This is a genomic window from Pseudomonas sp. PSB11, from assembly GCF_014596605.1.
GTDB lineage: Bacteria > Pseudomonadota > Gammaproteobacteria > Pseudomonadales > Pseudomonadaceae > Aquipseudomonas > Aquipseudomonas umsongensis.
The window spans coordinates 310,863-335,889 of sequence record NZ_NOIO01000001.1; the positions used below are offsets into that span (position 1 = coordinate 310,863).

Below are 25,027 nucleotides of genomic sequence, written 5' to 3' on the forward strand. Positions count from 1 at the left end.
ATGAGACTAACGTAAGCGTGCGGAGGTTGCATAAGGTCAATATTAATTGACTTGGGAAGGCTCGAGCGTGGGCTTTTTAAGCTTGCTGAATCGTTTCATCAGCGCTATAAAAAATGCACAACTCCAAGAAAGGCTTCCCCATGACCTCGCTCAAACTCCTCGTTGTCCTTGGCGGGCTGTCCGCCTCCCACGCCATGGCCTGGGATTACGTCCTGCTCGATAGCAATAAAGCTGCGCAAAACTGGCAGATCACCAGCCAGCAACTCGGTGTGAAAACCGACCAACCCTTCTCCGTCACTCTTCGTACCCTGCACGGCGGTCGGCAAGAGGGCGTCAGCATCGTCGACATCGATAACGGCCAGATGAAACTCTCCGTGGTGCCGACTCGCGGGATGAACGTGTTGCAGGCGTCGGTCGGTAGTGTGCGCATGGGCTGGGATTCGCCGGTCAAGGAAGTGGTCAATCCGTCCTTTATCGAACTTAATGGCCGCGGTGGCCTGGGCTGGCTGGAAGGTTTCAATGAGCTGGTCACCCGCTGCGGCTACGAATGGGTTGGCCACCCCGGCGTCGACAACGGCGAACTGCTGACCCTGCACGGTCGGGCCGCGAATATTCCTGCGAGCACAGTCACCCTGCACATCGATGAAAAACCACCGTACGCCATCACCTTGCGCGGTGAACTGAAAGAGCAGGCGTTCAAGAAAGTCGACTTCTCCGTGGCGACTGAACTGGTCACCGAGCCCGGCAGCGTAACGTTCGCTCTCAACGACACCCTGACCAACAACGGTGACTATCCGAAGGAATACCAGGCGCTGTATCACAGCAACTTCAGTACGCCGTTCCTGGAACAGGGCGCCCGCTTCGTCGCGCCGGTGAAACAGGTCTCACCGTTCAACGATAAAGCCAAAGGCGATTTGTCGGACTGGCAAACCTACCGCGCACCGACCAAGGACTACGACGAGACGGTTTACAACGTGGTGCCGTATTCCGATGCCCAGGGCGATACGTTGACCGTGTTGCATGACAAGGCCGGTAGCCTTGGAGTTTCGGTCGGCTTCAACACTCAGACACTGCCCGTGTTCTCCCTGTGGAAAAACACCGACACCCAAGGCCAGGGCTATGTCACGGGACTGGAACCGGGAACAAGTTTTTCCTACAACCGCCGTTATCAGCGGCCACTGAACCTGGTGCCGACCATTGGGCCGAAGGAACACAAGCAGTTCCGCATCAACTACAGCTTGCTGGCGGATAAGGCGGCTGTGGATAAGGCCTTGAAGCAGGTGAGCGAGATTCAGGCGGGGCGGGAAACTGAGGTGCGGCAGACGCCGTTGGTTGATCTAACCAAAGGGTGATGCCGGCTAGAGCGTTGTCGGCCGATATTGCAGCGCCTCGGCCAAATGTTCGCGTCCGATTCCATCGGCTTGTTCCAGGTCCGCCAGCGTGCGCGCAACTTTGAGCAATCGATGCGCTGAACGCAGGGAAAGGTTTAGCCGTTCACAAGCGGTTTCCAGCCAGTTTTCATCGACTGTGGATAACTTGCAGTGCTTACGCAGCGCCGGTAGATCGAGAAAGGCATTGGCACAGCCCTGACGCTTCTGCTGGCGCTCGCGTGCCTTGGCCACTATCAATGCAGCGCTGGCGCTGTCCTCCCCCGGTTTCACGGGGGGATTCAGCGCCGTGGCCTCCCGTGCGACGGTCAGGTGCAAGTCGATCCGATCCAGCAGTGGGCCCGACAGCTTGTTGCGGTAACGTTGCACCATGTCCGGTGTGCAGGAGCAGCGGCCCGTGGGTTCACCAAGATATCCACAGGGGCACGGATTCATCGCCGCCACCAACTGGAACCGTGCTGGAAACCGCACGCGATCCTTCGCCCGGGAAATCACGATATGCCCGGACTCCAGTGGCTCTCTTAAAACTTCCAGCACCCGGCGTTCAAACTCCGGAAGTTCGTCCAGAAACAGGACGCCATGGTGGGCGAGGGTGATCTCGCCCGGCTGCGGTTTCGAGCCGCCACCCACCAGTGCGGGGCCTGAGGCAGAGTGGTGGGGTTGGCGAAACGGCCGATGCGGCCAATGGCTCAGCGGCACGCAACTGGTGACGGATTGAATCGCCGCCACCTCCAGGGCTTCGCTTTCGGAGAGCGGCGGCAGTAGCCCGGGCAGGCGACTCGCCAACAGCGTTTTTCCGGTTCCAGGCGGCCCGCTGAACAGCAGGTTATGAGCGCCTGCAGCAGCAATCACCAGCGCCCGTTTGGCCGCCAGCTGTCCCTGCACTTCATTCAAATCGGGATAGGGTTTGCTGGCGTAGAGCAAACCATTGGAGACGTAAGGCTCGATCGGCGTATGCCCATTGAAATGCGCGACAGCCTCCAGCAAATGATCCACCGCAATCACTTTCAAGCCCGAAGCCAGGCACGCTTCCTCGGCATTGGCCCGTGGTACCACCAACGATCGCCCGGCCTTGCGCGCCGCCAAAGCCGCCGGCAATACACCGCGCACAGCCCGGACCGCGCCAGACAATGCCAGCTCCCCCAGGCACTCCACATCATCGAGCGTCAACGTCGGCACCTGCACGCTCGCCGAAAGAATCCCCAGCGCAATCGCCAGATCGAAGCGCCCGCCATCCTTGGGCAAATCCGCTGGGGCCAGGTTCAGCGTGATGCGCCGCGGCGGAAACTGCAGCCCCGAATTGATGATCGCACTGCGCACTCGGTCCTTGCTTTCCTTAACCGCCGCCTCGGGCAGGCCGACCATGGTCAGCGATGGCAAGCCATTGGCCAGGTGGACTTCAACAGTGACAGCGGGCGCATCCACGCCAATCTGGGCGCGGCTGTGGACGATGGAGAGGGACATGGTCGTTCCTTGAGGTGACGGAGGCCGCTTCCTGCGGGTTTTTCAAGGGTAGACGTGGGAGAGGGGATTGGTGGAGTGGTTAGGGGGGCAAACTTTCACGGGATATTACGGCGACGCTCCGCGTCGCTTCAGAGGCGGAACGCGGAGCGTCCCTGGAAGCATTCCCACGCAGAGCATGGGAAGGATCAGTTACTTCAGTTATTCGGTTTGCGCTGGTGGGCTCATCTTCGCTTCCAGCTCCGCCACTTTCGCCTCAAGAGCCTCCAACCGTGCCCGGGTGCGCGCCAATACGACCATCTGGCTATCGAACTCTTCGCGGCTGACCAGATCCAGCTTGCTGAATCCGCTCTGCAACAATGCCTTGAACTGGCTTTCGATTTCGCTTTTCGGCAGTGGAGTGTCGCCACTGAAGAGGCGGGAGGCGGTGCCTGTCAGGGCGTCGAGGAAGTCTTTGGGCGCGAGCATGGGGGAATGTCCTGGTAGCAATGACGGGCAGTGTATCACGCAGTGTCTATAGTCAAATTCGCGGGCAAGGGATGCACGCTTTTCGCGCATGGGGACGGACGGTATCGCACCGTTGTTGTGCGTAACGCAGTAGATGGTGTTGCGAAGTGGTCGCGATCTGTCGGCAACGTATTGAAAAGCATGTGTTTTGTGGAGATGGCAAGGTTTCTGCTTAGATGCTGGTGACCCATGCACTGATGCAGTCGCTGTGACGAATGCAGTGCGCCAGGCGAGACGCGGGGAGTGTTTCGCAAGGAGCGGTTAGCTGGCGTCGAACGGGCAGGTAAGGTCGACGATGCGTTACAAAGCCAGGCACTGCGCTTAGACTTGAGACGGGTTTGTTTTCCTGGGGCAAGTCCACCAAATTCGGGAGAGAGTTTTCATGAAGCTAGTCACTGCCATCATCAAGCCGTTCAAGTTGGACGACGTGCGCGAGTCGTTGTCCGAGATCGGCGTGCAGGGCATTACCGTTACTGAAGTCAAAGGCTTCGGTCGGCAGAAGGGTCACACCGAGCTGTATCGCGGCGCGGAGTACGTGGTCGATTTCCTGCCAAAGGTGAAGATTGATGTCGCCATTGACGACAAGGATCTCGACCGGGTTATCGAGGCGATAACCAAGGCGGCCAACACCGGCAAGATCGGTGACGGCAAGATCTTCGTGGTCAATCTGGAACAGGCGATTCGCATCCGTACCGGCGAAACCGATACCGACGCAATCTAAGCCGCCACAAACCCAACGCCCCAGGAGAAAACAAAATGACTCTGCGTAAATTCGCAGGGCTAGGAGCCCTGTTGTCCTTCGTAATGCCCAGCCTGGCCTTGGCGGCAGACGAAGTGGCGGCCCCAGTCCTCAACTCCGGCGACACCGCCTGGATGTTGACCTCGACAGCCCTCGTGCTGTTCATGACCATTCCCGGCCTCGCGCTGTTCTACGGCGGCATGGTGCGCTCCAAAAACATTCTGTCGGTGATGATGCAGTGCTTCGCCATTACCGGCCTGATCAGCGTCCTGTGGGTCATTTATGGCTACAGCATCGCGTTCGACACCACTGGCATGGAGCAGGGCGTCGTCAACTTCAACTCCTTCTTCGGTGGCATGGGCAAGGCTTTCCTCGCCGGTGTCACGCCATCCAGCCTGACCGGCCCTGCGGCGCTGTTCCCTGAGGCGGTGTTCATCACCTTCCAGATGACGTTCGCCATCATTACCCCGGCGCTGATCGTCGGTGCCTTCGCCGAGCGCATGAAGTTCTCCGCGATGCTGATCTTCATGGGCATCTGGTTCACCCTGGTGTATGCACCGATCGCGCACATGGTCTGGTCCGGCAACGGCGGCCTGATGTGGGACTGGGGCGTGCTGGACTTCGCTGGCGGCACCGTGGTGCACATCAACGCCGGTGTGGCCGGTCTGATTGCCTGCCTGGTACTGGGCAAGCGCAAAGGTTTCCCGACCACGCCGATGGCCCCGCACAACCTGGGTTACACCTTGATGGGCGCGGCGATGCTGTGGGTCGGCTGGTTCGGTTTCAACGCCGGTTCCGCTGCGGCGGCCAATGGCACTGCCGGCATGGCGATGCTGGTCACTCAGATCGCGACCGCCGCCGCTGCGCTGGGATGGATGTTCGCCGAGTGGGTCACCCACGGCAAGCCAAGCGCATTGGGTATCGCTTCGGGTGTCGTGGCCGGTCTGGTTGCGATCACTCCTGCTGCTGGCACCGTGGGCCCGATGGGTGCCCTGGTTATCGGCCTGGCAGCGGGTGTGGTGTGTTTCTTCTGCGCCACTACCCTGAAACGCAAGCTCGGCTATGACGACTCCCTGGACGCCTTCGGCGTGCACGGTATCGGCGGTATCCTCGGCGCGATCCTGACCGGTGTATTCGCTGCACCGTCCCTGGGCGGCTTCGGCACCGTGACCGACATCGCCGCACAAGTATGGATTCAGTGCAAAGGCGTGGGCTTCACGGTGATCTACACCGCGATCGTCACCTTCATCATCCTCAAGGTCCTGGACGCCGTCATGGGCCTGCGGATCACCGAGGAAGAAGAAGCGGTCGGCATCGATCTGGCGCTTCACAACGAACGCGGCTACAACTTGTAAGCACGCGCATGAAAAAATCTTGCCCGGCTTGCCGGGCATTTTTTCGTCTGGAGTTTGTCATTGAAGCAAAGGCTGAAAGGTTTTTTCTTACAGCTTTTGCGACGTTTGCGACGCGTGTTTTTGTGCCGCCAATGGCTTACATGATTGAAGGATGATCAGGGCCTTTGTTTTTTCCCAGAGCGCGCTAGAATGCGCCCCGGACGTGCGGAGAACTGTATGTGGCAACAGACTCTGATAACCCTTCGGGCGAGGCCCCGGGGCTTTCATCTGGTAACGGACGAGTTACTCGCTGGCCTGCCTGAACTCAAGGCGTGCCGGGTCGGTCTGTTGCATTTGTGGATACAGCATACCTCGGCGTCGTTGACCATCAACGAGAACGCCGATCCGGCGGTACGTCGCGACTTCGAACGATTTTTCAATCGTCTGATCCCACAAGGAACAGACGGCTATGAGCATAACGACGAAGGCCTGGACGACCTCCCGGCGCACTTCAAGGCCAGTGTGCTTGGCTGTCAGCTCAGTTTGCCGATTTCGGCGGGCCGACTGGCGTTAGGGACCTGGCAAGGCGTTTACCTGGGCGAGCACCGTGATCATGGCGGTGCCCGTAAAGTCCTCGCCACCTTGCACGGTGAAGGGGCATAACCGCTGGTCAGCAGCGGCTGTTGATTTTTTTCCAGCAGCCTTCGACAGAGGGCAAAGCTGGGCTATAACTAATCTGCTTTTCGCAAGTCATGAGGTAGAACATGAGCGACGATGATCTGGAAAACGACGACCTCGAAGTAGGCGACGACGACGAAACCGAAGAAGGTCTGGAAGCAGCGGCGGAAGACGTCGCTGAAGACGACGGCGGTGATGCCCCCGTTCCGACCGCCAAAGGCAAAGCCAAGGCAGCGGTATCGGTCGATGAGCTGCCGAGTGTCGAAGCCAAGAACAAGGAACGTGACGCCCTGGCCAAGGCCATGGAGGAGTTCCTGGCTCGTGGTGGCAAGGTGCAGGAAGTGGAGGCCAATGTGGTCGCCGATCCTCCCAAGAAGCCAGACAACAAGTACGGCAGCCGGCCTATCTAAGGCAGCTAAGCGCTTGTTGAAAAAGCCCGCCGTCGCTGCGGGCTTTTTCATGCCTGAAATAAAACCCTCAGGCTTGAGACGATCTCTGTAGGAGCCGGCTTGCTGGCGATTGCGTTTTATCATTCAACAACGATATTGACTGACCTGTCGTCATCGCCAGCAAGCCGGCTCCTACAGGTTCGATGTGGCGCCGGCATTCCACCGCGCCAACAACGCTGGCAACTCGGTCAGGCTGCGAATCTCGGCATCCGGCAAACGCTCGGCCTCCCAGACCTTGCCCGCCGGGTTGAACCAGATCGCCCGCAGCCCCGCTTGCTGGGCGCCGGCAATGTCATCGCCCGGATGATCACCGATATGCACCGCCGTCTCGGCGGTTGCACCACCGCGCTGCAGCGCTTCATGGAACAGGCGCGCATCGGGTTTGGCGACGCCGATGTCTTCGGCGCACAACGCAAACTTGAAGTAGTCCGCCAGCCCCAGCCGGCGCACGTCGGCGTTGCCGTTGGTGACCACGCCAAGGGTGTAATGGTTGGCCAGTGCCTGGAGGGTGGGTTGCACCTCCGGGAAGATTTCCAGCTGATGCCGGGCATGCAGGAACACTTCGAAGCTCTGATCGGCCAGGTCCGACGCTTCGGCGTGAGCGTATCCGGCTTCTTCCAATGCGTGAAACAACACGCGTCGGCGCAGGGCACTGATACGGTGCTTGAGGTTTGGCTCGATGCTCAGGATGCGTTCGCGAATGGCCCACAAATGCTCCACCGGGACCGCCCCAAGGTTGGGCGCATGTTCAGTCAGCCATTCGCGCAATACGGCTTCGGCGCTGACGATCACCGGGGCGGTGTCCCACAGAGTGTCATCGAGGTCGAAAGTGATCAGTTGGAGAGTCATGAATCGTCGCCTTTAATGCGTTTGGCCCGTGGGTGGGCGCTGTCGTAGACGGTTGCCAGGTGCTGGAAATCCAGATGGGTGTAGATCTGGGTGGTCTTGATATCCGAGTGGCCGAGCAGTTCCTGCACCGCCCGCAGGTCCTGGGAGGACTCCAGCAGGTGGCTGGCGAAGGAATGTCGCAACATGTGTGGGTGCAGGTTTTGCCCCAGTTCGCGTTCGCCCGCCGCCTTGACCCGCAACTGGATCGCCCGCGGTCCCAGGCGCCGGCCTTGCTGGCTGACGAACACCGCATCGTCTGCCGGATTGGCCAAGGCTCGTAATGGCAGCCACTGTTCCAGCGCCTCGCGAGCTTTTTTGCCCACGGGCAGCAGACGGGTCTTGCTGCCTTTGCCGTGTACCTGGACCATGCCGTCCGCCAAATCCAGCTGATCGAGATTGAGCCCGGTCAGCTCCGACAAGCGCAGTCCGGAGGAGTAGAACAGCTCAAGGATCGCCTGGTCCCGGCGCGCCAGGAAGTCGTCTTCCACACCGCCTTCCAGCAGTTGCAGCGCACGATCAGTATCGAGGGTCTTCGGCAAGCGGCGCTCACCCTTGGGCGGTGCGAGTCCATTGGCCGGGTCGTGGTCGCAGAGACCTTCGCGGTTCAGGTAGTGATAAAGCCCGCGTACTGCCGACAGAAGGCGCGCCAGGCTGCGCGACGATTGGCCTTGTGAATGCAGGCGGGCGACCAGGCTGCGCAGGCGCTGGATGTCCAGGGCCGCCCAACTGGCGATGTTCTGTTTGACGCACCAGTCCAGCACTTTGTCGAGGTCGCGGCGATAGGCCGATAGCGTGTGCGGCGACACCTGCCGCTCACTGCGCAGGTGTTCGCAGTAAGCGTCCAGTTGCCGTTCCATTTTCAGCGTACCGAGCGCAGGGAGCTGTTGAACCGTGGCAGCACGCGGCCCATGACTTCGGCGATGTAGCTCAGGAACAGCGTGCCCACCGAGCTCTTGTAGTGCTGTGGATCGCGGCTGGCGATGGCCAGTATGCCGTGGATGCCTTGATGGCTGATGGCAACGACGGCGGTGGAGCCAATCTGCTTGCGCTGTTCTTCACCGAACAGAAAGTCCAGTTCATGCTCGCGCAGGGTGCCGCTGACGCTCTTTTCTTCCTGCAGCAAACCGCCGATGGCCACTTGTGCCTCGGCGTGGGTCACCCAGCGGCCCACCGGCATGGCGTTGTCGCCCAGCAGGATGAGGCTGACGAAGGGGACCTGGAAGTCCTGCCGCAGGCTGTCTTCGACGCAGATCACCACGTCTTCGAGGCTCGTCGCATCGAGCAGGGCGAGAATCAGGCGGCGGGTCTTGTCGAACAGGCGGTCATTGTCGCGGGCCACATCCATCAAGTGCGAGAGGCGATGACGCAGTTCTATGTTGCGGTCGCGCAGGATGGTCATCTGCCGCTCCACCAGCGAAACGGTATCGCCGCGCCGGTGGGGGATGCGCAAGGATGCAAGCAGGTCTTCGTGCTCGACGAAGAAGTCCGGATGAGCCTCCAGGTACGCGGTAATGGCCGCCGCCTCCAGGCTTTCGGACGGTGATTCGTCGGGCTGTCGGGCAGGTACCTGAGGCTTATCGGTCATGGTTGTGGCTCACTCAAAGACGCACTTGTCCTTCATAAACGCGCACTGCCGGGCCGGTCATCATGACCGGTTGGCCAGGGCCTGCCCATTCAATGGACAAGCGCCCGCCAGGCAGGTCGATCAGTAGTGGCGAATCCATCCACCCCTGGCTGATCGCAGCGACTGCGGCGGCGCAGGCGCCGGTACCGCAGGCCTGGGTTTCACCAGCCCCGCGCTCCCAGACGCGCAACTGCGCGCGGCTCCGGTCGATAACCTGGAGAAAACCGACATTGACCCGTGCCGGAAAGCGCGGGTGATGCTCGATTTTCGGCCCCAGTTCATGCACCGGTGCGTTGTTGATATCGCTGACCCGCACCACGGCATGGGGGTTGCCCATGGACACGGCGGCCAATTCGACGGGCGTGCCATCGACGTCGACCTGATAGTTCAGGGCCTGTTCTTGCGCCTGGAACGGAATGTCGGCCGGCACCAGGCGTGGAGCGCCCATGTTGACACTGATCTGGCCATCGCTGCGAACATCGAGCTCGATAATGCCGCTTTTGGTTTCGACACGGATCTGCCGTTTTGCGGTCAGGCGCTTATCGAGCACAAAACGGGCGAAACAGCGCGCACCGTTGCCGCACTGTTCCACTTCTGAGCCGTCGGAGTTGAAGATCCGATAGCGGAAGTCCACGTCCGGGTTGCTCGGAGCTTCGACGATCAGCAGTTGGTCGAAACCGATGCCGGTATGCCGATCGCCCCATTGCTTGGCATGCTTGGGCAGTATATGCGCGTGCTGGCTGACCAGGTCGAGGACCATGAAGTCATTGCCCAGGCCGTGCATCTTGGTAAAACGCAGCAGCATGGTTTTACTCCGGCAGCAGGCTTTCGCCGGCGAACAACTCGGCTACCGTCTCACGGCGACGTACTTCAAATGCCTGATCACCGTCCACCAACACTTCGGCGGCGCGGCCGCGGGTGTTGTAGTTGGAGCTCATGACAAACCCATAGGCGCCAGCCGAATGCACGGCCAGCAGGTCACCTTCTTCCAGGGCAAGCTCACGTTCCTTGGCTAGGAAATCGCCGGTCTCGCAGATCGGGCCGACGATGTCGTAGGGACGCGCGGCGGTATTGCGCGGGCGCACGGCGGTGACGTCCATCCAGGCCTGGTAAAGCGCCGGGCGGATCAGGTCGTTCATGGCCGCGTCGACAATGGCGAAATCCTTGTGCTCGGTGTGCTTGAGGTACTCGACCTGGGTCAGCAGCACGCCAGCGTTGGCGACGATGAAGCGGCCCGGTTCGAACACCAGCGCCAGGTCGCGACCGTCGAGGCGCTCACGCACGGCCTTGATGTAGTCGCCAGCCAATGGCGGCTCTTCATCGCGATAACGCACACCCAGGCCACCACCGAGGTCGATGTGACGCAGGTAGATGCCGCAGTCACCGAGGCGGTCGACCAGGCCCAACAGGCGATCGAGGGCGTCGATGAACGGTGGCAGGGTGGTCAGTTGCGAGCCGATATGGCAATCGACGCCAACCACTTCCAGGTTAGGCAGTTGGGCGGCTCGCACGTACACGTCTTCGGCGTCGGCGATGGCGATGCCGAACTTGTTCTCTTTGAGACCGGTGGAAATGTACGGGTGGGTACCGGCGTCGACGTCCGGGTTGACGCGCAGGGAGATCGGCGCACGAACACCGAGCTCGGCGGCCACCACTTGCAGGCGTTCCAGCTCGTCGGTGGATTCGACGTTGAAGCAATGCACGCCGACTTCCAGCGCACGACGCATGTCGTCGCGGGTCTTGCCGACGCCGGAGAACACGATCTTGTCGGCGCTGCCGCCAGCGGCCAGCACACGTTCCAGTTCGCCACGGGAAACGATGTCGAAACCGGCGCCAAGACGCGCCAGGACGTTCAGCACGCCCAGGTTGGAGTTGGCCTTGACCGCAAAGCAAACCAGGTGAGGCATACCGACCAGGGCATCGGCATAAGCCAGGTATTGGGCCTCGATGTGCGCACGCGAGTAGACGTAGGTCGGTGTACCAAAGCGATCGGCAATAGCAGACAGTGCAACACCTTCCGCGAACAGTTCACCGTCACGGTAGTTAAAAGCGTCCATGATGTTCCCTTATTGGTAGACGTCGTGCTTGTGCGACTTGGAGGGCTGCTTTTGCGAGGACTTGGCTTGCTCTGCAGGGTCCTGATCTTCATCGGGAAGGTACAGCGGGCCTTTTTGACCGCAGGCCGACACAAGGCAGGCAACCGCGAGGAGCGCAGCAAGGGAAGAGATCAGGCGCTTCATGGCGAAATCCTTGAAAATGCATTAATTGCGCCGGAGTATACCGGCCACCCGGCAGCTTGCCTATGCGACGGGGCTCCCGTCCGGCGGGCCTTGCAAGATGCCAGTCGGTATCATGGAGTCCCTGTGGGAGCGAGCCTGCTCGCGAAAACGGTGGGTCGGGCAGCTATGATGTTGCATGTGCCGACCTCTTCGCGAGCAGGCTCGCTCCCACAATTCGTAATCCTTTGCATTCGGCAAGCAGCGTCCGTATCTTGCGGCGCTTGAGCCTGATCAGACATTTTTTGAGGTTGCCGCAATGAGTTTGTCCGAAGCCCGTTTCCACGATCTGGTCGATGCCACCCAGGAAAAACTGGAAGACATCTTTGACGAAAGCGACCTGGATATCGATCTGGAGAGTTCGGCCGGTGTGCTGACCGTCAAATTTGAAAACGGCACCGCACTGATTTTCAGTCGCCAGGAGCCCCTGCGCCAACTGTGGCTGGCAGCTGTGTCCGGCGGCTTCCACTTCGACTACGACGAAGAAAGCGAACGCTGGATGTGCGACAAGAGCGAAGAGCAGTTGGGCGAAATGCTTGAACGCATCGTCAAGCAGCAGGCTGACGTCGAACTCGATTTCGAAGGCCTGTAACCTCGTGACCCAGTCCGCGCCTGCTCGCCCTCCCAAGCCGCTTTACAGCAACGTCAGCCCGGCGGTGCCTTCACCGTGCAGCGGCGTGTGTCGACTGGACGAGCAGAAGGTCTGTCTCGGGTGTTTCCGTCATGTGGAAGACATCCGCGAATGGCGCTCGGCGGATGACGAGCGCCGCCGGGTGATCTGCGCCCAGGCCTCTCAACGCAAAACTACCGCCAATCCCCGGTAGGGGCACACAGCCGTACGCCGGTGGCAGCTTGTATATTTTTTGAGCTGTGATAGTGTCCAGAAACGCCTCAACCCATCGAGGCTTGTGAAAACCCCGCCTTTTTCTGGCGGGGTTTTGCTTTTTTCGTGCAGAAGAAAGGAGTCTGCCCTGATCATGACCGCACCTTCCATCACCCTTACCCGTCTGGACGTTCAGCGTCTGGAGCGTCTGATCGACAGCCTGGATGAATCGCTGCCGGGCGTTATCGCGCTGCAAACCGAACTGGATCGCGCCGATACAGTGGTCGGCCACGATGAAGTGCCCGCCGATGTCGTGACCATGAATTCCCGCGTGCATTGCCGTGAAGAAGGCAGTGGCAAGGACTACCACCTGACGCTTGTGTATCCGAAGGATGCCAACGCCGATGAAGGCAAGATTTCCATTCTGGCGCCAGTCGGCAGCGCGTTGCTGGGCCTGAAAGTCGGCCAGCACATCGACTGGCCGGCACCGGGCGGCAAGACGTTGAAACTGACCCTGCTTGAAGTCGAATCGCAGCCAGCCAATGGCGGCTCCTTCCCCGAGTGACGCCCCTTCAGACCTGCCCGAGCGCCTCGTTCAATGCGCGCTCCAGGTCGGCCTTGTAGCGCAGGTACAGATTGCTTGACCCCTGACCATCACCGAGCAGGCCTGACAGGTCCAGATCGGTGATGTAGCAGCGGTAGCGTTCGGTCTCGTGGCGCTGCTCGACGATTTCCCGGGCGACCACGCTGAACAGCTGGTCGCCATGTTCCAGCTCGCTAAACTCCCGCTGATTGCAATACAACGTGACCTGCAACTTGCCCGGCGCGGCTTTGCCGACGATCGCCTGTACGTCATAGAAGGGTTTGTTGGCCGGGGTTTGCGGTGCCGACCGCGCATCCACCCGCCGCGCCCGGCCCGTACCCGAAGGCAGCAGTTGGTAATACCGGGTGTCCAGGTTCGCAGGCTGAGCCGTGTCCATCGGCAACGCGGCGTCGCGCCGGTACTGGATCGATTGCAGGAAACGCTGCAGCGGCACCAGCAGGCTTTGCTCGTCATGCCACGGCAGCCGTTGCTGCCACAAGGCATTGAATTCATCGAGCACGTACAGATCTGCCTGCGCTTCATTGACCCGGTAGAACACCTGGATGCAGTCCGGCCGACCCATCGGCAGCAGCAAGGACAGGTCGTGGTCGTCCAATGCCATCGGGTCCAGGTGCAGCGGGCTGTAGTTCGTCCGGTCTTCCCCGAGGCAGTCCAGCAGTCCCGGCAGCGTGGCTTGAGCGATGTGCTTGACCTGGCCGGGTATCAGCTCAAGTACGTGGTAATGCTGCTGGACCTGGATCAGATAGCGATGATTGAGATTGCTCAGCAGCAGGTTCTGCGCGGTTTCGAGAATGTCTTCGACGCGCTGGGCAATGAATTGCGCGCGGTTGTGACAAAAACAACGCACTCTCAACCTGGGTTGGCGTGGCCCACCCGGCAGAGCGTTGAGATAGTCGCGCAGGCAATCAAGCAGTGCGTGGGGACCGTCGTAGCGGCTGATCAGCACCTCGTTCCAACTGTTGAGCGTGACCTGATCCAGGGTCAGCACCAGGTTTTCCTTTACGCCTGCGTAGCTCAAGGAGTCGGTGCGCTCGGTGGTCATCAGAATGTTCAGTTCGCGGTGGTGCTTGAGCGGATCGATGCCAACGTTTACCAGGATAAGCACTTCGCTGGGCGCGCTGGCGCGCAGCAGGGCTTTTTCGGCGACGGTCGGCAGTGGCAGGGGAATGCTTTGTTGCAGGCTGCCAAGCAGGTTGAACAGCTCGAATTCGCTGAGGTCGCTGCTGCCCGGGTGCAAGGCCAGGCGCGTGCTGCTGTCGATCACGCCGTTGCGGTGGCACCAGGTGAGTAGCTCGATTAAATGGCGACTGCGTTTGATCGGGGCGAAATGTTCCCACTCAAGGGCGGTGAGGCTGCCGTTGTACAAGCCCCACTGGCTTTGGTCCGGTTCTTTCCTGCTCGGCGCGTACACCAGCGTCAGGGTGTCTTCGGCCAGGTCCGGGGCAATTCCGGGGTTGATGAACTCGACCTTGTTCGCCTTGCGTTCAAACGCTGCGTACAGTCGTCTGCCCAGTATGCTGAGGTCGCGCTTGTTGATCGGGCTGATGGTTTGTTCATGGCGGGCAAACTGGGTCAGGAAGCGATAGCTGAAATTCAGTTCGTTGACCAGGGCCCGGCGCTCCGAGATGACCTGGCGCACTTTCCACTGGCTGCGGCTATCCAGCAGGGCCAACTGGCGCTGATCCCATTGCCATTCGCGGGCCAGGCGCTCAAGTAATGAGCGTTGCCAGCCCTGGGTGCGCCCACTGCTGCCGGTGAGTTTGCGGTTGACCTTCAAGTACAGCGCTCGGCGCACCAACTCCAGCCGCTGCGGTTCGTTGCGGGCGATGAGATACTGTGCGATGCGTCGATAGACCACGACGTACGGGTCCAGCTCATCGAGGTCGAGCCGATTGGCGAACACCTCCTGTTTGAAACGCAGGCTCAGGCATTGGACTCCGGGGTGTTCGCTGGCGTACACCTCGATCAGCAGGAGTTTGAGCACCGATTTGTACGGCGACTCGATGCCCTTGAACAACTGCCAGAGCCCGGCACCAATGAACTCGCCGGGCGGAATGCGGGCCAGATGGCCCAGGTCCAGGGTTTCATCGGCGCGAATGAAGCGCTTGGACGTCAGGGTATGGGTGTACTGGGCATAGTTGGCTTCCTCATACACCGGCACCAGCCACCAGATTGGCGTGCGCCCTGCCAGCCAGATCGCAGTGCGATAGAACTCGTCCAGCAGCAGATAATGCTGGGTGGTGCCGCAGTCTTCCGAACTCAATTGGCCGTCGCGCTCGCCTTGTACGAAGCGGACCGGATCGATCAGGAAAAAGTGCGCTTCGGCGCCCTGGGTCGCAGCCCAGGCTTCGAGCAGTTGGCATTTGCGGCGCAACTCGGTCAGTTCGTTTTCGCCCAGGTCCGGACTGTGGCAGACCCACACGTCCATATCGCTCTGGTCGGCCTGGGCCAGGGTGCCGAGGCTACCCATCAGGAACAGGCCGTGAATCGGCCGTGGTGGATTGCTGCCGTGGCGCGGCTTATAGGAAAAGGAGCGGGTCAAGCGCTGGGCTTCGGCGAGGACGTTGGCATCCGGCTCGAAATTCGACAGCCCGGCCGGCGTGCTGCCCGAAACGTAACCCGGCAGCAGTGGGTGATTGACATGGAAGAACAGCGGCAGGAGGTTCAATACCCCTTGCTGGCGCGTCGACAACCCTTCCATCGCACGGGCCATGCGCCCTTCGTTGAGCTTGAGGAAGCGTGCGCGCAGTTGGCTGAGCACCTTGCGGTCAATTCCCTGGTCCAGATCGGGGCGGATTTCATGGGTGCGGGTCATGTCAGCTCAAACCGGCTCGCAGGGCTCGGACGTGGAGGCTCTCGGGATGAGAAGCAGTTTAGCGCCTGGGCCCCGGGACTTTTAAGCTGATTTTTTATTTCCGGCGTCAGATTTGTATCGCGTGACGAAAGCGGGCAACAAAGTGCGCCCGCGGAAATCCTTGAGCAGGAGTTTCCGTGGGCGGTGCAGGGGAATTCAGGCTGTTTCTTCGGCTTTCAGAATGGTAAGCACGGTTTGCACATTTTGTGCGGCATCACGGCCCAGGCTGGTCAGATAGCCGCCATCGGGCTGGTCGATCAGATCTTTTTCAAACAGGCGTTTGGCAGCGGCAATGTGTTTCGGGGCAGCGGTCTGATGAATTTTCAAACCTTCCTGGGAACTGTCCAGGTTGAAGAGTGCGAGGACTTCCAGTTCGGCAACCAACTCAGGGGTAAGCGACATAAGGACTCCAGACTTTCTAGGAATTTGGCGACAGCGTCCCTAAGGTGATCCCACTTGTGCGGCATGTCCAGTGTTCGTGACAGGGTTATTTCTTTTCCGGCGGTAGCTCGGGCAGAGCCCGCAGCGCGGCTTCGTACCATTCGGTATTGAACGCGCGGTCTTCTTCGAGGATCGCGTCGATTTCCACCGCAAGTACGTGGGCCATCAGGTTGAGGATTTCCTCGCGCTCGTAACCCACCAGCGTCAGCTTGTTGAAGGTCGCTTTTGCGGCTGGAGGGTTCTCGCTTTTGATCTGGTTCTCGATCGCTTCGATCAGCGTGTTCTCGGCAAACTCTTCGTCATCGAGATCATCTTGGTTGGTGCCGGGGGTTGGCTCGCTCATGGCAGGCTCCTCATGGGAAAGACGACCAGTTTACCTGCATTCAAGGCCGTGATGCTGCTAGCGAGAATAGCGATGGCGTTCTATAACAGGCACTGCCAACCCCTGCACGGCCTGGAGGCTATGTGATGCTCAAGCTTTATGGTTTTTCCGTCAGCAACTACTACAACATGGTCAAGCTGGCGCTGCTGGAGAAAGGACTGCCGTTCGAAGAAGTGCCGTTTTACGCCGGCCAGAGCGCTGAAGCGTTGGCCATCAGTCCACGCGGCAAGGTTCCGGTACTGGGCGTCGACCAAGGTTTCATCAATGAAACCAGTGTGATTCTCGAATACATCGAACAAACCCAGAAAGGCACGCCGCTGCTGCCAGGTGACCCCTTTGAACGTGCACAGGCGCTGGCACTGGCCAAGGAGATCGAGCTGTACATCGAACTGCCGGCGCGGGCCTGCTACCCCCAAGCTTTTTTCGGTGCGACTGTGCCGGACGCGATCAAGGAAAAAACCAAAGTCGAACTAGTGCAAGGTGTTGCGGCGCTAGGCCGTCATGGAAAATTCAAGCCCTACGTGGCAGGCGAAAACCTCAGCGTGGCGGATTTGTATTTCCTGTACAGCGTGCCGCTGGCGTGCGGAGTAGCGAAGAAGCTGTTCGATATCGATCTGCTGGCGGAACTGCCGGCAGCCAAGGCGCTGCTGGAGCGTCTGGGCGATAACCCGAATGTTCAGCGAATTGCGGCGGACAAGGAAGCGGCAATGCCAGCGTTCATGGCGATGATCGCGTCCAAGAAGTAGATTGTAGTGTTCTGAAACCAGTCATCGCGAGCAGGCTCGCTCCCACAGAATTTGATGTGTGAACACCATCCAATGTGGGAGCGAGCCTGCTCGCGAAGCTTTTAGCTTTTAGCGGCTGGCGAGCAGTGCCTGGCCGCGCGCCACGGCGGCCTTCACCTGCGCCGGCGCTGTTCCGCCGATATGGTTACGGGCATTGACCGAACCTTCCAGGGTCAGCACGGCAAACACGTCCTGATCGATCTGGTCGCTGAACTTGCGCAGCTCTTCCAGGCTCATTTCCGCCAGGTCCTTGCCGTTTTCCACGCCGTATTTCACGGCATGGCCAACGATTTCATGGCAGTCGCGGAAAGGCAGGCCGCGGCGCACCAGGTAGTCGGCCAAGTCGGTGGCAGTGGAGAAACCGCGCAGGGCTGCTTCGCGCATCATCGCGTGCTTTGGCTTGATCGCCGGGATCATGTCGGCAAAGGCACGCAGCGAGTCGCGCAGGGTGTCAGCGGCGTCGAACAGCGGTTCCTTGTCTTCCTGGTTATCCTTGTTGTAGGCCAGGGGCTGGCCTTTCATCAAGGTCAGCAGACCCATCAGCGCGCCGAATACACGACCGCTCTTGCCACGCACCAGCTCCGGCACGTCTGGGTTTTTCTTTTGCGGCATGATCGAGCTGCCGGTGCAGAAACGGTCCGGTAGATCGATGAACTGGAATTGCGCGCTGGTCCACAGCACCAGCTCTTCGGAGAAGCGCGACAAGTGCATCATCGCGATGCTGGCCGCCGAGCAGAACTCGATGGCGAAGTCGCGATCGGACACGTTGTCCAGCGAGTTGCCGCCCACTGCGTCGAAGCCCAGCAGTTGGGCGGTGTATTCGCGGTCGATCGGGTAGGTGGTGCCGGCCAGCGCGGCGCTGCCCAGTGGCATGCGGTTGGTGCGCTTGCGGCAGTCGACCAGGCGCTCGTAGTCGCGGCTGAGCATTTCGAACCAGGCCAGCATGTGGTGCCCGAAGGTCACCGGCTGAGCTGTCTGCAGGTGAGTGAAGCCAGGCATGATGCTGCCCGCTTCGCGCTCGGCCTGCTCCAGCAGGCCTTTTTGCAGGCGGGTGATTTCGCCGAGGATCAGGTCGATTTCGTCACGCAGCCACAGGCGAATGTCGGTGGCGACCTGGTCGTTACGGCTGCGGCCGGTGTGCAGTTTTTTACCGGTCACGCCAATGCGGTCGGTCAGGCGTGCCTCGATGTTCATGTGCACGTCTTCAAGGTCGACGCGCCAATCGAACTGGCCGGCCTCGATTTCACCCTGGATGGTCTTCAGGCCATCGATGATGCTGTCGCGCTCGGCATCGGTCAGCACACCGACCTTGGCCAGCATGGTGGCATGGGCGATCGAGCCCATGATGTCGTGGCGATACAGGCGCTGGTCGAAGGTGACGGAGGCGGTGAAGCGGGCGACGAAGGCGTCGACGGGTTCACTGAAGCGGCCGCCCCAGGACTGATTGGTCTTGTCAGTGCTCATGAATTCGCTCGTATCGGCTGTAGAAAGATGGCGTTGAAAGCTGCCGCGGATAATAACAGGGTTGCCAATCCTGTCGCTGGCACTGGTCGACTGGTTTTCATTGCCCGGGGTGTCAGAGCCTGTGTGCGAATAATTTGCACAACGATATTTTTCAATTGAGCAATAACGTTCCGGCAACCGTCTACAGTTGGACAGTAGGATGAGCGCACTTCTCGGTGCGCAAGAGGACTATAAGAAGAGGGGGTGTTCATATTGCGTATCAGCAAACCCTGTGGCGATGTGTCGCCAAAGCGGGCCTGGGCCGCTAATCGCCCGGCAGATAAAAATTTAGCTGCCCGACCAGCGGCACTTTTTGACGCTCGCGCTAGTCTTAGCGTGGATCGCGGTGACGGACGTCACTTCACCTGTCTACGCTATCCTTGTGCGAGACTCACGCAGGAATCCAGCGCAATATGAATGTCCTGATCGTTGATGACGACCCCCTTGCCCGCGAGCGCCTGAGCCGAATGGTTGGCGAGCTCGAGGGATACAGTGTCCTGGAGCCCAGCGCTACGAACGGCGATGAAGCGTTGGCACTGATCGACAGCCACAAGCCGGATATCGTGCTTCTCGATATCCGCATGCCAGGCCTCGATGGCCTGCAAGTGGCTGCGCGATTGTGCGAACGTGAAACCCCGCCTGCCGTGGTGTTTTGCACGGGGCCCGATGAATTTGCCGTGGAAGCCTTACAGGCCAGCGCCGTAGGCTATCTGGTGAAACCTGTGCGAACTGAACAATTACATGACTCGTTGAAAAAAGCCGAACGGCCCAATCGTGGCCAGCTCGCCGCCCTGACTCGCCCTGCCGCCGAAAGTGGCAACGGCCCGCGCAGCCATATCAGTGCTCGTACCCGCAAGGGGATCGAGCTGATCCCGCTGGACCAGGTGGTCTATTTTATTGCCGACCACAAGTACGTGACCTTGCGTCACGAAAGCGGTGAGGTGCTGTTGGATGAGCCGCTCAAAGCCCTTGAAGATGAGTTCGGTGACCGTTTCGTGCGTATTCACCGCAACGCACTGGTCGCTCGCGAGCGCATCGAACGGTTGCAACGAACACCGCTGGGGCATTTCCAGCTGTTTCTAAAGGGCCTGAACGGCGATGCATTGATCGTCAGCCGACGCCACGTGGCCGGCGTGCGGAAAATGATGCAACAGCTTTGATTCGCTGGTTGCTGGCGGACTTCACACCCGATTGCCGGATATCCGGGGCCAGGGAGGCCGAGTAGTTTCTGATACAAGTCAAAGTGGATTTGGCTGAGCTGTTATTATCCGCCGTATCTATTCAGTACGGATTGATCCATGTCCTCTCGCCAGATCCGCATCGCCACCCGCAAAAGCGCTCTTGCCCTGTGGCAGGCCGAATATGTCAAAGCCCGTCTGGAACAGGCCCATCCGGGTCTGCTCGTGACCTTGGTACCCATGGTCAGTCGCGGCGACAAGCTGCTCGACTCACCCCTGTCGAAAATCGGCGGCAAGGGCCTGTTCGTCAAGGAACTGGAAACCGCGCTGCTGGAAAACGAAGCCGACATCGCCGTGCATTCCATGAAAGACGTGCCGATGGACTTCCCCGAAGGTCTCGGCCTGTTCTGTATTTGCGAGCGCGAAGACCCTCGCGATGCATTCGTGTCCAACACTTACACCAGCCTTGATGCATTGCCTGCGGGTAGCATCGTTGGCACGTCGAGCCTGCGCCGCCAGGCCCAGTTGCTGAGCCGTCGTCCGGATTTGGAGATCCGCTTCCTGCGCGGCAACGTCAACACGCGCCTGGCCAAGCTCGACGCCGGCGAATACGACGCCATTATCCTTGCGTCCGCCGGCTTGATCCGGTTGGGCTTTGAGGATCGCATCACCTCGGCCATCAGTGTCGACGACAGCCTGCCGGCGGGTGGCCAGGGCGCAGTGGGCATCGAATGTCGCACCGCCGACAGCGAAATCCACGCACTGCTCGCACCGCTGCATCACCAGGACACCGCGACCCGCGTGAGCGCCGAACGTGCCCTCAATAAACACCTCAATGGCGGCTGCCAGGTGCCGATCGCCTGCTACGCCGTGCTTGAGGGTGACCAGGTCTGGTTGCGTGGCCTGGTGGGCGAACCGAGTGGCGGCCTGCTGCTCAGTGCCCAGGCCCGAGCGCCGCGTGGTGACGCCGAGGCGTTGGGGGTGCAAGTGGCCGAAGACCTTTTGAGCCAGGGCGCCGCCGAAATTCTGAAAGCGGTCTACGGCGAGGCAGGCCACGAGTGACGGGCTGGCGCCTGCTGCTGACGCGTCCGGCGGATGAGTCGGCGGCGTTGGCCAGTCTTTTGGCCGACCAGGGGATTTTCAGCAGTAGCTTGCCGCTTTTAGACATCGTGCCGATCCCTGTCTCTGACACAATCTGCGAAGTGATCCGCGAGCTCGATCGCTACAGTGCGGTGATTGTGGTCAGCAAGCCCGCTGCGCGAATCGGCGTCGAACTGCTCGAGCGATTTTGCTCTCAAGCACCGCGTGTGAAGTGGTTTAGCGTCGGCTGCGCGACGGCACGGATTTTTCAGGATCACGGCATGGACGTGAGCTTTCCGGAGGAGGGCGATGACAGCGAAGCCTTGCTCGAGCTTGCGAGTTTGCGCGAGGCTCTCGCCGGGCCTGATCCGCGTGTGCTGATTTTGCGCGGGGAGGGTGGGCGTGAACTGCTGGCTGAGCGTTTGCGCGAGGCAGGTGCTAGTGTCGAGTATCTGGAGTTGTACCGCCGCGAGCTGCCGCAATACCCCTCGGCAGCCCTGGAGCAGCGGATCGAAACGGAACGCCTGAATGCACTGGTGGTCAGCAGTGGACAAGGTTTTGAGCACCTGCATCAATTGGCTGGCGATGCCTGGCCGCAGTTGTCGCGGTTACCGTTGTTTGTACCAAGCCCCAGGGTCGCCGAGCTGGCACGTGCCGCCGGAGCCCAAACAGTTGTGGATTGTCGTGGCGCCAGCGCCACGGCATTGCTGACGGCGTTGCGGGAGCATCCCGAACCCGTTCTCTAATGCAAAGGATGGATACGTGAGCGAAACAGCCTTGCCAAAAGATGACGTCCGGCCAGTGCTTGAAGCGCCGGTTGATGAAATGCAGCCGCCACCTGCTGCGGTGCAGCGCCGCGGCAATGGGCTGGCCATCGTTGCGCTGTTGCTGGGCGCTGCCGGTGTCGCGGTGGGTGGTTGGGGGGTCTGGCAGGTGCGTCACCTGCAAGCGATCAACCAACAGCAGTTGGGTCAGGTGCAGGCATTGAGTGACGAGGCGCAGAGCCTGAAACTCAATGATCAACGCCTGAGCGCGCGTCTGGAGCAACTGCCCGGCGCCGATGTGCTGGAAGAGCGCAGTCGGCTGGTGATTCAGCTTCAGGGTGATCAGCAGCGACTCAATCAACGCCTGGAAACCGTCCTTGGCGCCAGCCGCAAGGATTGGCGCCTGGCAGAGGCCGAGCACTTGCTGCGTCTGGCCAGTCTGCGCCTCTCGGCGCTGCAGGACATCAGCAGCGCCCAGGCCCTGGTGCAGGGCGCCGATGAAATTCTCCGTGAGCAGAATGACCCTGGCTCCTTCGCCGCTCGCGAGCAGGTGGCGAAGACCCTGGTGGCCCTGCGCAGCACCGAACAACCGGATCGCACCGGTTTGTTCCTGCGACTGGGGGCGTTGCGCGACCAGGTGATCAACCTGACCGAGCTTGCGCCCGAGTACAAGGATCGCGGCGAATCCTTGCTGGGACTGACCGCCGATGGCGACGGCGCCAGCCGCTGGGCGCAGTGGTGGGATCAGATCTCGCGCTACATCCGTATCGATTTCAATGCCGACAAGAATGTTCGTCCTTTGCTGGCCGGGCAGAGCCTGAGTCAGGTTCGCCTCGCCCTGAGCCTGGCGCTGGAGCAGGCGCAATGGGCTGCGCTCAACGGTCAGGCAGCGGTGTATTCACAAGCACTGGCAGAGGCGCGGGATGTGCTCAAGGGCAACTTCAACCCCGACAATCCCCAAAGCAAAGTGATGCTCGAACAGGTAGCGGAACTGAGCAAGCAGCCGGTCTCCGTGGTCACGCCGGACCTGACTGGCACCCTGAGTGCGGTCCAGGGCTATCTGGAGCGGCGTAACGTCAACGCCGAGGACTCGATCAAGCCGCTGGCCAAACCTGCCGCGAATGCCGCGCAGGAGGCCACCCCATGAAACGCCTCTATGTGATCGTGTTCCTGGCCATTGCGGCTGCGGCTGCGCTGGGCTTGGCCATCGCCGAGCATTCAGGTTACGTCCTGATCGCCTACAAGAGCTTTCGCTACGAATCGAGCCTGTGGGCAACCCTGGCACTGATCGCCGTTCTCTGGCTGGTCTTCTGGGGGATCAAGGCGTTGATCGAACTGGTGACGACCTCCGGTGGCGTGGTCAACCCGTGGTCACGGCGCAATCGCAGTCGCCGGATCCAGGTGGCGATAGAGCATGGGCAACTGGACCTGGCCGAAGGTCGCTGGGCCAGCGCGCAACGTCACTTGCATCGGGCCGCGGAAGCCGAGCGTCAGCCGCTGCTTTACTACCTCGGGGCGGCGCGGGCTGCGAACGAGCAAGGTCGCTACGAAGAAAGCGACAACCTGCTGGAGCGTGCCCTGGAGCGTCAGCCCCAGGCCGAGTTGGCGATTGCCTTGAATCACGCGCAGTTGCAGACCGATCGTGGTGATACCGAGGGCGCCCTGGCGACCCTGCAGGCGATGCATGAGCGCCACCCGCATAACGCACAGACGCTGCGTCAGTTGCAACGCCTGCATCAGCAGCGAGGTGATTGGTCGGCAGTGATTCGCTTGCTGCCTGAGCTGCGCAAGGACAAAGTCCTGCCAGCGGCTGAACTGGCCGAACTGGAGCGCAGGGCCTGGGGTGAGAACCTGTCCCTGGCGGCGCATAAGGAAGTGGAAGGGGGGCTCGGTTTACAGGCGCTCGATCGCGCGTGGCAACAGCTGACCTCGGCTCAGCGCCAAGAGCCGCAATTGGTGCTCGCCTATGCCGAGCAGCTGCGGCAACTGGGGGCCCAGGTGCAGGCCGAAGAGGTCTTGCGCACGGCGCTCAAGCGTAACTATGACAGCCATCTGGCGCGCCTTTATGGATTGGTGCGCGGCAGTGACCCGGCTCGCCAGCTGCAACTCGCCGAGGGCTGGCTCAAGGATCATCCGACAGATCCCGGCCTGTTGCTGACGCTGGGTCGCCTGTGTCTGCAAAACAGCCTGTGGGGCAAGGCCCGGGATTATCTGGAAAGCAGTCTGCGGGTACAGCGCAACCCGGAAGCATGCGCCGAACTGGCCCGCCTGCTGGCACAGATGGGAGACACCGAACGCAGCAACCAGCTATTCCAGGAAGGCCTGGGCTTGCTCGATGAGCGCTTGCTGGCGGCACCGTTGCCGGTGCTGGCCCGCGTTTGACCCCTGAGAAGGATCGCTCGAATGGGCGATCCGCTGCTCCAGAGTCTGTCGGAATTCTCCCTTTACAATCCCGCTTCAGCAAAGTCCTACAAACCATTGCATCTGATCCTCCGATGCCTGTCGGGATTTCCTAACGTATTTGCTGAAGTGTCTGCATCTGCCCGCCTTGTAAGGGTTGCGCGGTTTCCACTACCGTAGCTGTCGGACTCTTATTGTTACGGAAACGCCATGTCGTTGGCCTGCCCCCGCTCCCTGTTTTTCACTGTATTCATCGCAGGCGCCCTGGCCTTGGGCGTTTCCTATTACCTGGAATATGCGGTCGGCCTCCAGCCATGTGGCTTGTGTCTGTTGCAGCGGGCTTGCCTGGCGCTGCTGACCGGTTTGAGCCTGATAGCTTCGGTGCACGGTCCCGGTCGCCTGGGGGCCTTTGTGTATTGGCTGCTCGGGCTGTTCTGCGGCCTATTGGGCACATTCACGGCCTGGCGCCAGGTATTGCTGCAAAACGACCCAGTGCATCAACTATCCGCCTGCTCGCCCGACCTGGCCGTGGTATTTACCAGCGCCCCGTGGTTACGGGTTGCGCAGCAGTTGTTCCAGGGTGCCGTCGACTGCCCGCGGATAGCCTGGACGTTGTTCGATTTGAGCATTCCGGAATGGAGTCTGCTGTTCTTCGTAGCGGTGATGATTCCGGGAATTTATCAGCTGATACGCCTGGTCTTGAGCGCCAGCAGACGACCGCTCGGCGGCGAGTCGTCGCATCGGGTGCTTGCCAAAGATTAAACACTTGTATGAACTTTATCGTCTGAGTACCTTGAAGCCACCGTCGTGCGGGCATAATCTGGCCCGCACGTGTCATTGGATTTATGTTGCTCGATGACGCTCTGCCT

General features: G+C 60.5%; 27 protein-coding genes. 15 read left to right on the forward strand and 12 right to left on the reverse strand.

Going from position 1 to position 25,027, the window contains the following annotated elements; genetic code table 11:
• The first annotated feature begins 140 nt into the window (after nucleotides 1-140).
• A complete protein-coding gene (locus CGA21_RS01435; protein WP_188263385.1) occupies nucleotides 141-1,352 on the forward strand; it encodes an aldose 1-epimerase family protein in 1,212 nt (403 codons plus the stop codon).
• Between the two features lie 6 nt (nucleotides 1,353-1,358).
• Here CGA21_RS01435 and CGA21_RS01440 read toward each other — a convergent pair whose 3' ends face one another.
• Together CGA21_RS01440 and CGA21_RS01445 are read right to left on the reverse strand one after the other, a co-directional pair.
• Complete coding sequence (locus tag CGA21_RS01440; protein ID WP_110748111.1) at nucleotides 1,359-2,852, reverse strand: YifB family Mg chelatase-like AAA ATPase; 1,494 nt, start codon at nucleotides 2,850-2,852, stop codon at nucleotides 1,359-1,361.
• 198 nt (nucleotides 2,853-3,050) lie between these two features.
• Nucleotides 3,051-3,317, reverse strand: a complete 267-nt coding sequence (locus tag CGA21_RS01445) for an accessory factor UbiK family protein (RefSeq protein ID WP_110748109.1) — start codon at nucleotides 3,315-3,317, stop codon at nucleotides 3,051-3,053.
• 421 nt (nucleotides 3,318-3,738) lie between these two features.
• On the opposite strand from CGA21_RS01445, the gene glnK reads away from it, so the two are divergent.
• The 4 genes from glnK (at nucleotide 3,739) to sutA (ending at nucleotide 6,517) form a co-directional block, all read left to right on the forward strand.
• On the forward strand, nucleotides 3,739-4,077 hold the full coding sequence (glnK, locus tag CGA21_RS01450; RefSeq protein ID WP_002555808.1) for a P-II family nitrogen regulator: 339 nt from the start codon (nucleotides 3,739-3,741) through the stop codon (nucleotides 4,075-4,077).
• A gap of 35 nt (nucleotides 4,078-4,112) precedes the next feature.
• A complete protein-coding gene (locus CGA21_RS01455; protein ID WP_020799347.1) occupies nucleotides 4,113-5,450 on the forward strand; it encodes an ammonium transporter in 1,338 nt (445 codons plus the stop codon).
• 216 nt (nucleotides 5,451-5,666) lie between these two features.
• Nucleotides 5,667-6,092: a secondary thiamine-phosphate synthase enzyme YjbQ gene (locus tag CGA21_RS01460; RefSeq protein WP_033039357.1), complete on the forward strand. Its 426-nt coding sequence runs from the start codon at nucleotides 5,667-5,669 to the stop codon at nucleotides 6,090-6,092.
• 101 nt (nucleotides 6,093-6,193) lie between these two features.
• Entirely contained in the window at nucleotides 6,194-6,517 is a 324-nt protein-coding gene (sutA, locus tag CGA21_RS01465; protein ID WP_007980816.1) for a transcriptional regulator SutA, read from the forward strand.
• Nucleotides 6,518-6,688: 171 nt separating this feature from the next.
• Here the strand turns inward: sutA and CGA21_RS01470 are convergent, their stop codons facing one another.
• From CGA21_RS01470 to lptM, 6 genes are read right to left on the reverse strand one after another with little or no spacing between them, the layout of a single operon-like run.
• On the reverse strand, nucleotides 6,689-7,405 hold the full coding sequence (locus tag CGA21_RS01470) for an HAD family hydrolase (RefSeq protein ID WP_110748104.1): 717 nt from the start codon (nucleotides 7,403-7,405) through the stop codon (nucleotides 6,689-6,691).
• Nucleotides 7,402-8,301 carry a tyrosine recombinase XerC gene (gene xerC, locus CGA21_RS01475; protein WP_033039362.1) on the reverse strand — a complete coding sequence of 300 codons (900 nt, stop codon included), beginning with the start codon at nucleotides 8,299-8,301 and terminating at the stop codon, nucleotides 7,402-7,404. Before xerC ends, CGA21_RS01470 begins: the two co-directional genes overlap by 4 nt.
• A 2-nt stretch (nucleotides 8,302-8,303) precedes the next feature.
• Nucleotides 8,304-9,029, reverse strand: a complete 726-nt coding sequence (locus CGA21_RS01480; protein WP_188263386.1) for a DUF484 family protein — start codon at nucleotides 9,027-9,029, stop codon at nucleotides 8,304-8,306.
• Nucleotides 9,030-9,042: 13 nt separating this feature from the next.
• A complete protein-coding gene (dapF, locus tag CGA21_RS01485; protein WP_020799342.1) occupies nucleotides 9,043-9,873 on the reverse strand; it encodes a diaminopimelate epimerase in 831 nt (276 codons plus the stop codon).
• Between the two features lie 4 nt (nucleotides 9,874-9,877).
• The gene (gene lysA / locus CGA21_RS01490) at nucleotides 9,878-11,125 is read right to left on the reverse strand and encodes a diaminopimelate decarboxylase (protein ID WP_110748099.1); all 1,248 of its coding nucleotides are present in this window, start codon (nucleotides 11,123-11,125) and stop codon (nucleotides 9,878-9,880) included.
• 9 nt (nucleotides 11,126-11,134) lie between these two features.
• Nucleotides 11,135-11,308 carry an LPS translocon maturation chaperone LptM gene (gene lptM, locus CGA21_RS01495; protein ID WP_020799340.1) on the reverse strand — a complete coding sequence of 58 codons (174 nt, stop codon included), beginning with the start codon at nucleotides 11,306-11,308 and terminating at the stop codon, nucleotides 11,135-11,137.
• Nucleotides 11,309-11,603: 295 nt separating this feature from the next.
• On the opposite strand from lptM, the gene cyaY reads away from it, so the two are divergent.
• The 3 genes from cyaY (at nucleotide 11,604) to rnk (ending at nucleotide 12,732) form a co-directional block, all read left to right on the forward strand.
• Nucleotides 11,604-11,936 (forward strand): iron donor protein CyaY, encoded by a 333-nt coding sequence (cyaY, locus tag CGA21_RS01500; protein WP_020799338.1) that lies wholly within the window; start codon nucleotides 11,604-11,606, stop codon nucleotides 11,934-11,936.
• 4 nt (nucleotides 11,937-11,940) lie between these two features.
• Entirely contained in the window at nucleotides 11,941-12,168 is a 228-nt protein-coding gene (locus tag CGA21_RS01505; RefSeq protein ID WP_110748097.1) for a DUF1289 domain-containing protein, read from the forward strand.
• 153 nt (nucleotides 12,169-12,321) lie between these two features.
• A complete protein-coding gene (gene rnk / locus CGA21_RS01510) occupies nucleotides 12,322-12,732 on the forward strand; it encodes a nucleoside diphosphate kinase regulator (RefSeq protein WP_020799336.1) in 411 nt (136 codons plus the stop codon).
• A gap of 7 nt (nucleotides 12,733-12,739) precedes the next feature.
• Here rnk and CGA21_RS01515 read toward each other — a convergent pair whose 3' ends face one another.
• The 3 genes from CGA21_RS01515 to CGA21_RS01525 all read right to left on the reverse strand — a co-directional run bounded on the left by CGA21_RS01515 (nucleotide 12,740) and on the right by CGA21_RS01525 (nucleotide 16,409).
• Complete coding sequence (locus tag CGA21_RS01515; RefSeq protein WP_110748091.1) at nucleotides 12,740-15,586, reverse strand: class I adenylate cyclase; 2,847 nt, start codon at nucleotides 15,584-15,586, stop codon at nucleotides 12,740-12,742.
• 195 nt (nucleotides 15,587-15,781) lie between these two features.
• Nucleotides 15,782-16,027 carry a TIGR02647 family protein gene (locus CGA21_RS01520; RefSeq protein WP_110748088.1) on the reverse strand — a complete coding sequence of 82 codons (246 nt, stop codon included), beginning with the start codon at nucleotides 16,025-16,027 and terminating at the stop codon, nucleotides 15,782-15,784.
• Between the two features lie 85 nt (nucleotides 16,028-16,112).
• A complete protein-coding gene (locus CGA21_RS01525) occupies nucleotides 16,113-16,409 on the reverse strand; it encodes a hypothetical protein (RefSeq protein WP_188263387.1) in 297 nt (98 codons plus the stop codon).
• 125 nt (nucleotides 16,410-16,534) lie between these two features.
• Here CGA21_RS01525 and CGA21_RS01530 point away from each other — a divergent pair, with 125 nt between their 5' ends.
• Nucleotides 16,535-17,194: a glutathione S-transferase family protein gene (locus tag CGA21_RS01530; protein ID WP_188263388.1), complete on the forward strand. Its 660-nt coding sequence runs from the start codon at nucleotides 16,535-16,537 to the stop codon at nucleotides 17,192-17,194.
• 108 nt (nucleotides 17,195-17,302) lie between these two features.
• On the opposite strand, the gene argH is transcribed toward CGA21_RS01530, so the two are convergent.
• Nucleotides 17,303-18,697 carry an argininosuccinate lyase gene (argH, locus tag CGA21_RS01535; protein ID WP_033039373.1) on the reverse strand — a complete coding sequence of 465 codons (1,395 nt, stop codon included), beginning with the start codon at nucleotides 18,695-18,697 and terminating at the stop codon, nucleotides 17,303-17,305.
• Nucleotides 18,698-19,149: 452 nt separating this feature from the next.
• On the opposite strand from argH, the gene CGA21_RS01540 reads away from it, so the two are divergent.
• The 6 genes from CGA21_RS01540 (at nucleotide 19,150) to CGA21_RS01565 (ending at nucleotide 24,920) form a co-directional block, all read left to right on the forward strand.
• Nucleotides 19,150-19,896, forward strand: coding sequence for a LytR/AlgR family response regulator transcription factor (locus CGA21_RS01540; protein WP_020799331.1), 747 nt, complete (start codon nucleotides 19,150-19,152; stop codon nucleotides 19,894-19,896).
• A 138-nt stretch (nucleotides 19,897-20,034) separates the two neighbouring features.
• A complete protein-coding gene (gene hemC, locus CGA21_RS01545; protein ID WP_188263389.1) occupies nucleotides 20,035-20,976 on the forward strand; it encodes a hydroxymethylbilane synthase in 942 nt (313 codons plus the stop codon).
• Nucleotides 20,973-21,740, forward strand: a complete 768-nt coding sequence (locus CGA21_RS01550) for a uroporphyrinogen-III synthase (protein WP_188263390.1) — start codon at nucleotides 20,973-20,975, stop codon at nucleotides 21,738-21,740. The genes hemC and CGA21_RS01550 overlap by 4 nt, the downstream gene beginning before the upstream one ends.
• Before the next feature lie 16 nt (nucleotides 21,741-21,756).
• On the forward strand, nucleotides 21,757-22,905 hold the full coding sequence (locus tag CGA21_RS01555) for a uroporphyrinogen-III C-methyltransferase (RefSeq protein WP_110748071.1): 1,149 nt from the start codon (nucleotides 21,757-21,759) through the stop codon (nucleotides 22,903-22,905).
• A complete protein-coding gene (locus CGA21_RS01560; RefSeq protein WP_188263391.1) occupies nucleotides 22,902-24,140 on the forward strand; it encodes a heme biosynthesis protein HemY in 1,239 nt (412 codons plus the stop codon). Before CGA21_RS01555 ends, CGA21_RS01560 begins: the two co-directional genes overlap by 4 nt.
• Nucleotides 24,141-24,368: 228 nt before the next feature.
• Entirely contained in the window at nucleotides 24,369-24,920 is a 552-nt protein-coding gene (locus tag CGA21_RS01565) for a disulfide bond formation protein B (protein WP_188263392.1), read from the forward strand.
• The last annotated feature ends 107 nt before the right edge of the window (nucleotides 24,921-25,027 follow it).

What these genes read in the sequence shown, in the direction of transcription:
- CGA21_RS01435 (WP_188263385.1), top strand. Translation starts at nt 141, where the DNA reads ATGACCTCGCTCAAACTCCTCGTTGTCCTTGGCGGGCTGTCCGCCTCC.
- CGA21_RS01440 (WP_110748111.1), bottom strand. Translation starts at nt 2,852, where the DNA reads ATGTCCCTCTCCATCGTCCACAGCCGCGCCCAGATTGGCGTGGATGCG.
- CGA21_RS01445 (WP_110748109.1), bottom strand. Translation starts at nt 3,317, where the DNA reads ATGCTCGCGCCCAAAGACTTCCTCGACGCCCTGACAGGCACCGCCTCC.
- glnK (WP_002555808.1), top strand. Translation starts at nt 3,739, where the DNA reads ATGAAGCTAGTCACTGCCATCATCAAGCCGTTCAAGTTGGACGACGTG.
- CGA21_RS01455 (WP_020799347.1), top strand. Translation starts at nt 4,113, where the DNA reads ATGACTCTGCGTAAATTCGCAGGGCTAGGAGCCCTGTTGTCCTTCGTA.
- CGA21_RS01460 (WP_033039357.1), top strand. Translation starts at nt 5,667, where the DNA reads ATGTGGCAACAGACTCTGATAACCCTTCGGGCGAGGCCCCGGGGCTTT.
- sutA (WP_007980816.1), top strand. Translation starts at nt 6,194, where the DNA reads ATGAGCGACGATGATCTGGAAAACGACGACCTCGAAGTAGGCGACGAC.
- CGA21_RS01470 (WP_110748104.1), bottom strand. Translation starts at nt 7,405, where the DNA reads ATGACTCTCCAACTGATCACTTTCGACCTCGATGACACTCTGTGGGAC.
- xerC (WP_033039362.1), bottom strand. Translation starts at nt 8,301, where the DNA reads ATGGAACGGCAACTGGACGCTTACTGCGAACACCTGCGCAGTGAGCGG.
- CGA21_RS01480 (WP_188263386.1), bottom strand. Translation starts at nt 9,029, where the DNA reads ATGACCGATAAGCCTCAGGTACCTGCCCGACAGCCCGACGAATCACCG.
- dapF (WP_020799342.1), bottom strand. Translation starts at nt 9,873, where the DNA reads ATGCTGCTGCGTTTTACCAAGATGCACGGCCTGGGCAATGACTTCATG.
- lysA (WP_110748099.1), bottom strand. Translation starts at nt 11,125, where the DNA reads ATGGACGCTTTTAACTACCGTGACGGTGAACTGTTCGCGGAAGGTGTT.
- lptM (WP_020799340.1), bottom strand. Translation starts at nt 11,308, where the DNA reads ATGAAGCGCCTGATCTCTTCCCTTGCTGCGCTCCTCGCGGTTGCCTGC.
- cyaY (WP_020799338.1), top strand. Translation starts at nt 11,604, where the DNA reads ATGAGTTTGTCCGAAGCCCGTTTCCACGATCTGGTCGATGCCACCCAG.
- rnk (WP_020799336.1), top strand. Translation starts at nt 12,322, where the DNA reads ATGACCGCACCTTCCATCACCCTTACCCGTCTGGACGTTCAGCGTCTG.
- CGA21_RS01515 (WP_110748091.1), bottom strand. Translation starts at nt 15,586, where the DNA reads ATGACCCGCACCCATGAAATCCGCCCCGATCTGGACCAGGGAATTGAC.
- CGA21_RS01520 (WP_110748088.1), bottom strand. Translation starts at nt 16,027, where the DNA reads ATGTCGCTTACCCCTGAGTTGGTTGCCGAACTGGAAGTCCTCGCACTC.
- CGA21_RS01525 (WP_188263387.1), bottom strand. Translation starts at nt 16,409, where the DNA reads ATGAGCGAGCCAACCCCCGGCACCAACCAAGATGATCTCGATGACGAA.
- CGA21_RS01530 (WP_188263388.1), top strand. Translation starts at nt 16,535, where the DNA reads ATGCTCAAGCTTTATGGTTTTTCCGTCAGCAACTACTACAACATGGTC.
- argH (WP_033039373.1), bottom strand. Translation starts at nt 18,697, where the DNA reads ATGAGCACTGACAAGACCAATCAGTCCTGGGGCGGCCGCTTCAGTGAA.
- CGA21_RS01540 (WP_020799331.1), top strand. Translation starts at nt 19,150, where the DNA reads ATGAATGTCCTGATCGTTGATGACGACCCCCTTGCCCGCGAGCGCCTG.
- hemC (WP_188263389.1), top strand. Translation starts at nt 20,035, where the DNA reads ATGTCCTCTCGCCAGATCCGCATCGCCACCCGCAAAAGCGCTCTTGCC.
- CGA21_RS01560 (WP_188263391.1), top strand. Translation starts at nt 22,902, where the DNA reads ATGAAACGCCTCTATGTGATCGTGTTCCTGGCCATTGCGGCTGCGGCT.
- CGA21_RS01565 (WP_188263392.1), top strand. Translation starts at nt 24,369, where the DNA reads ATGTCGTTGGCCTGCCCCCGCTCCCTGTTTTTCACTGTATTCATCGCA.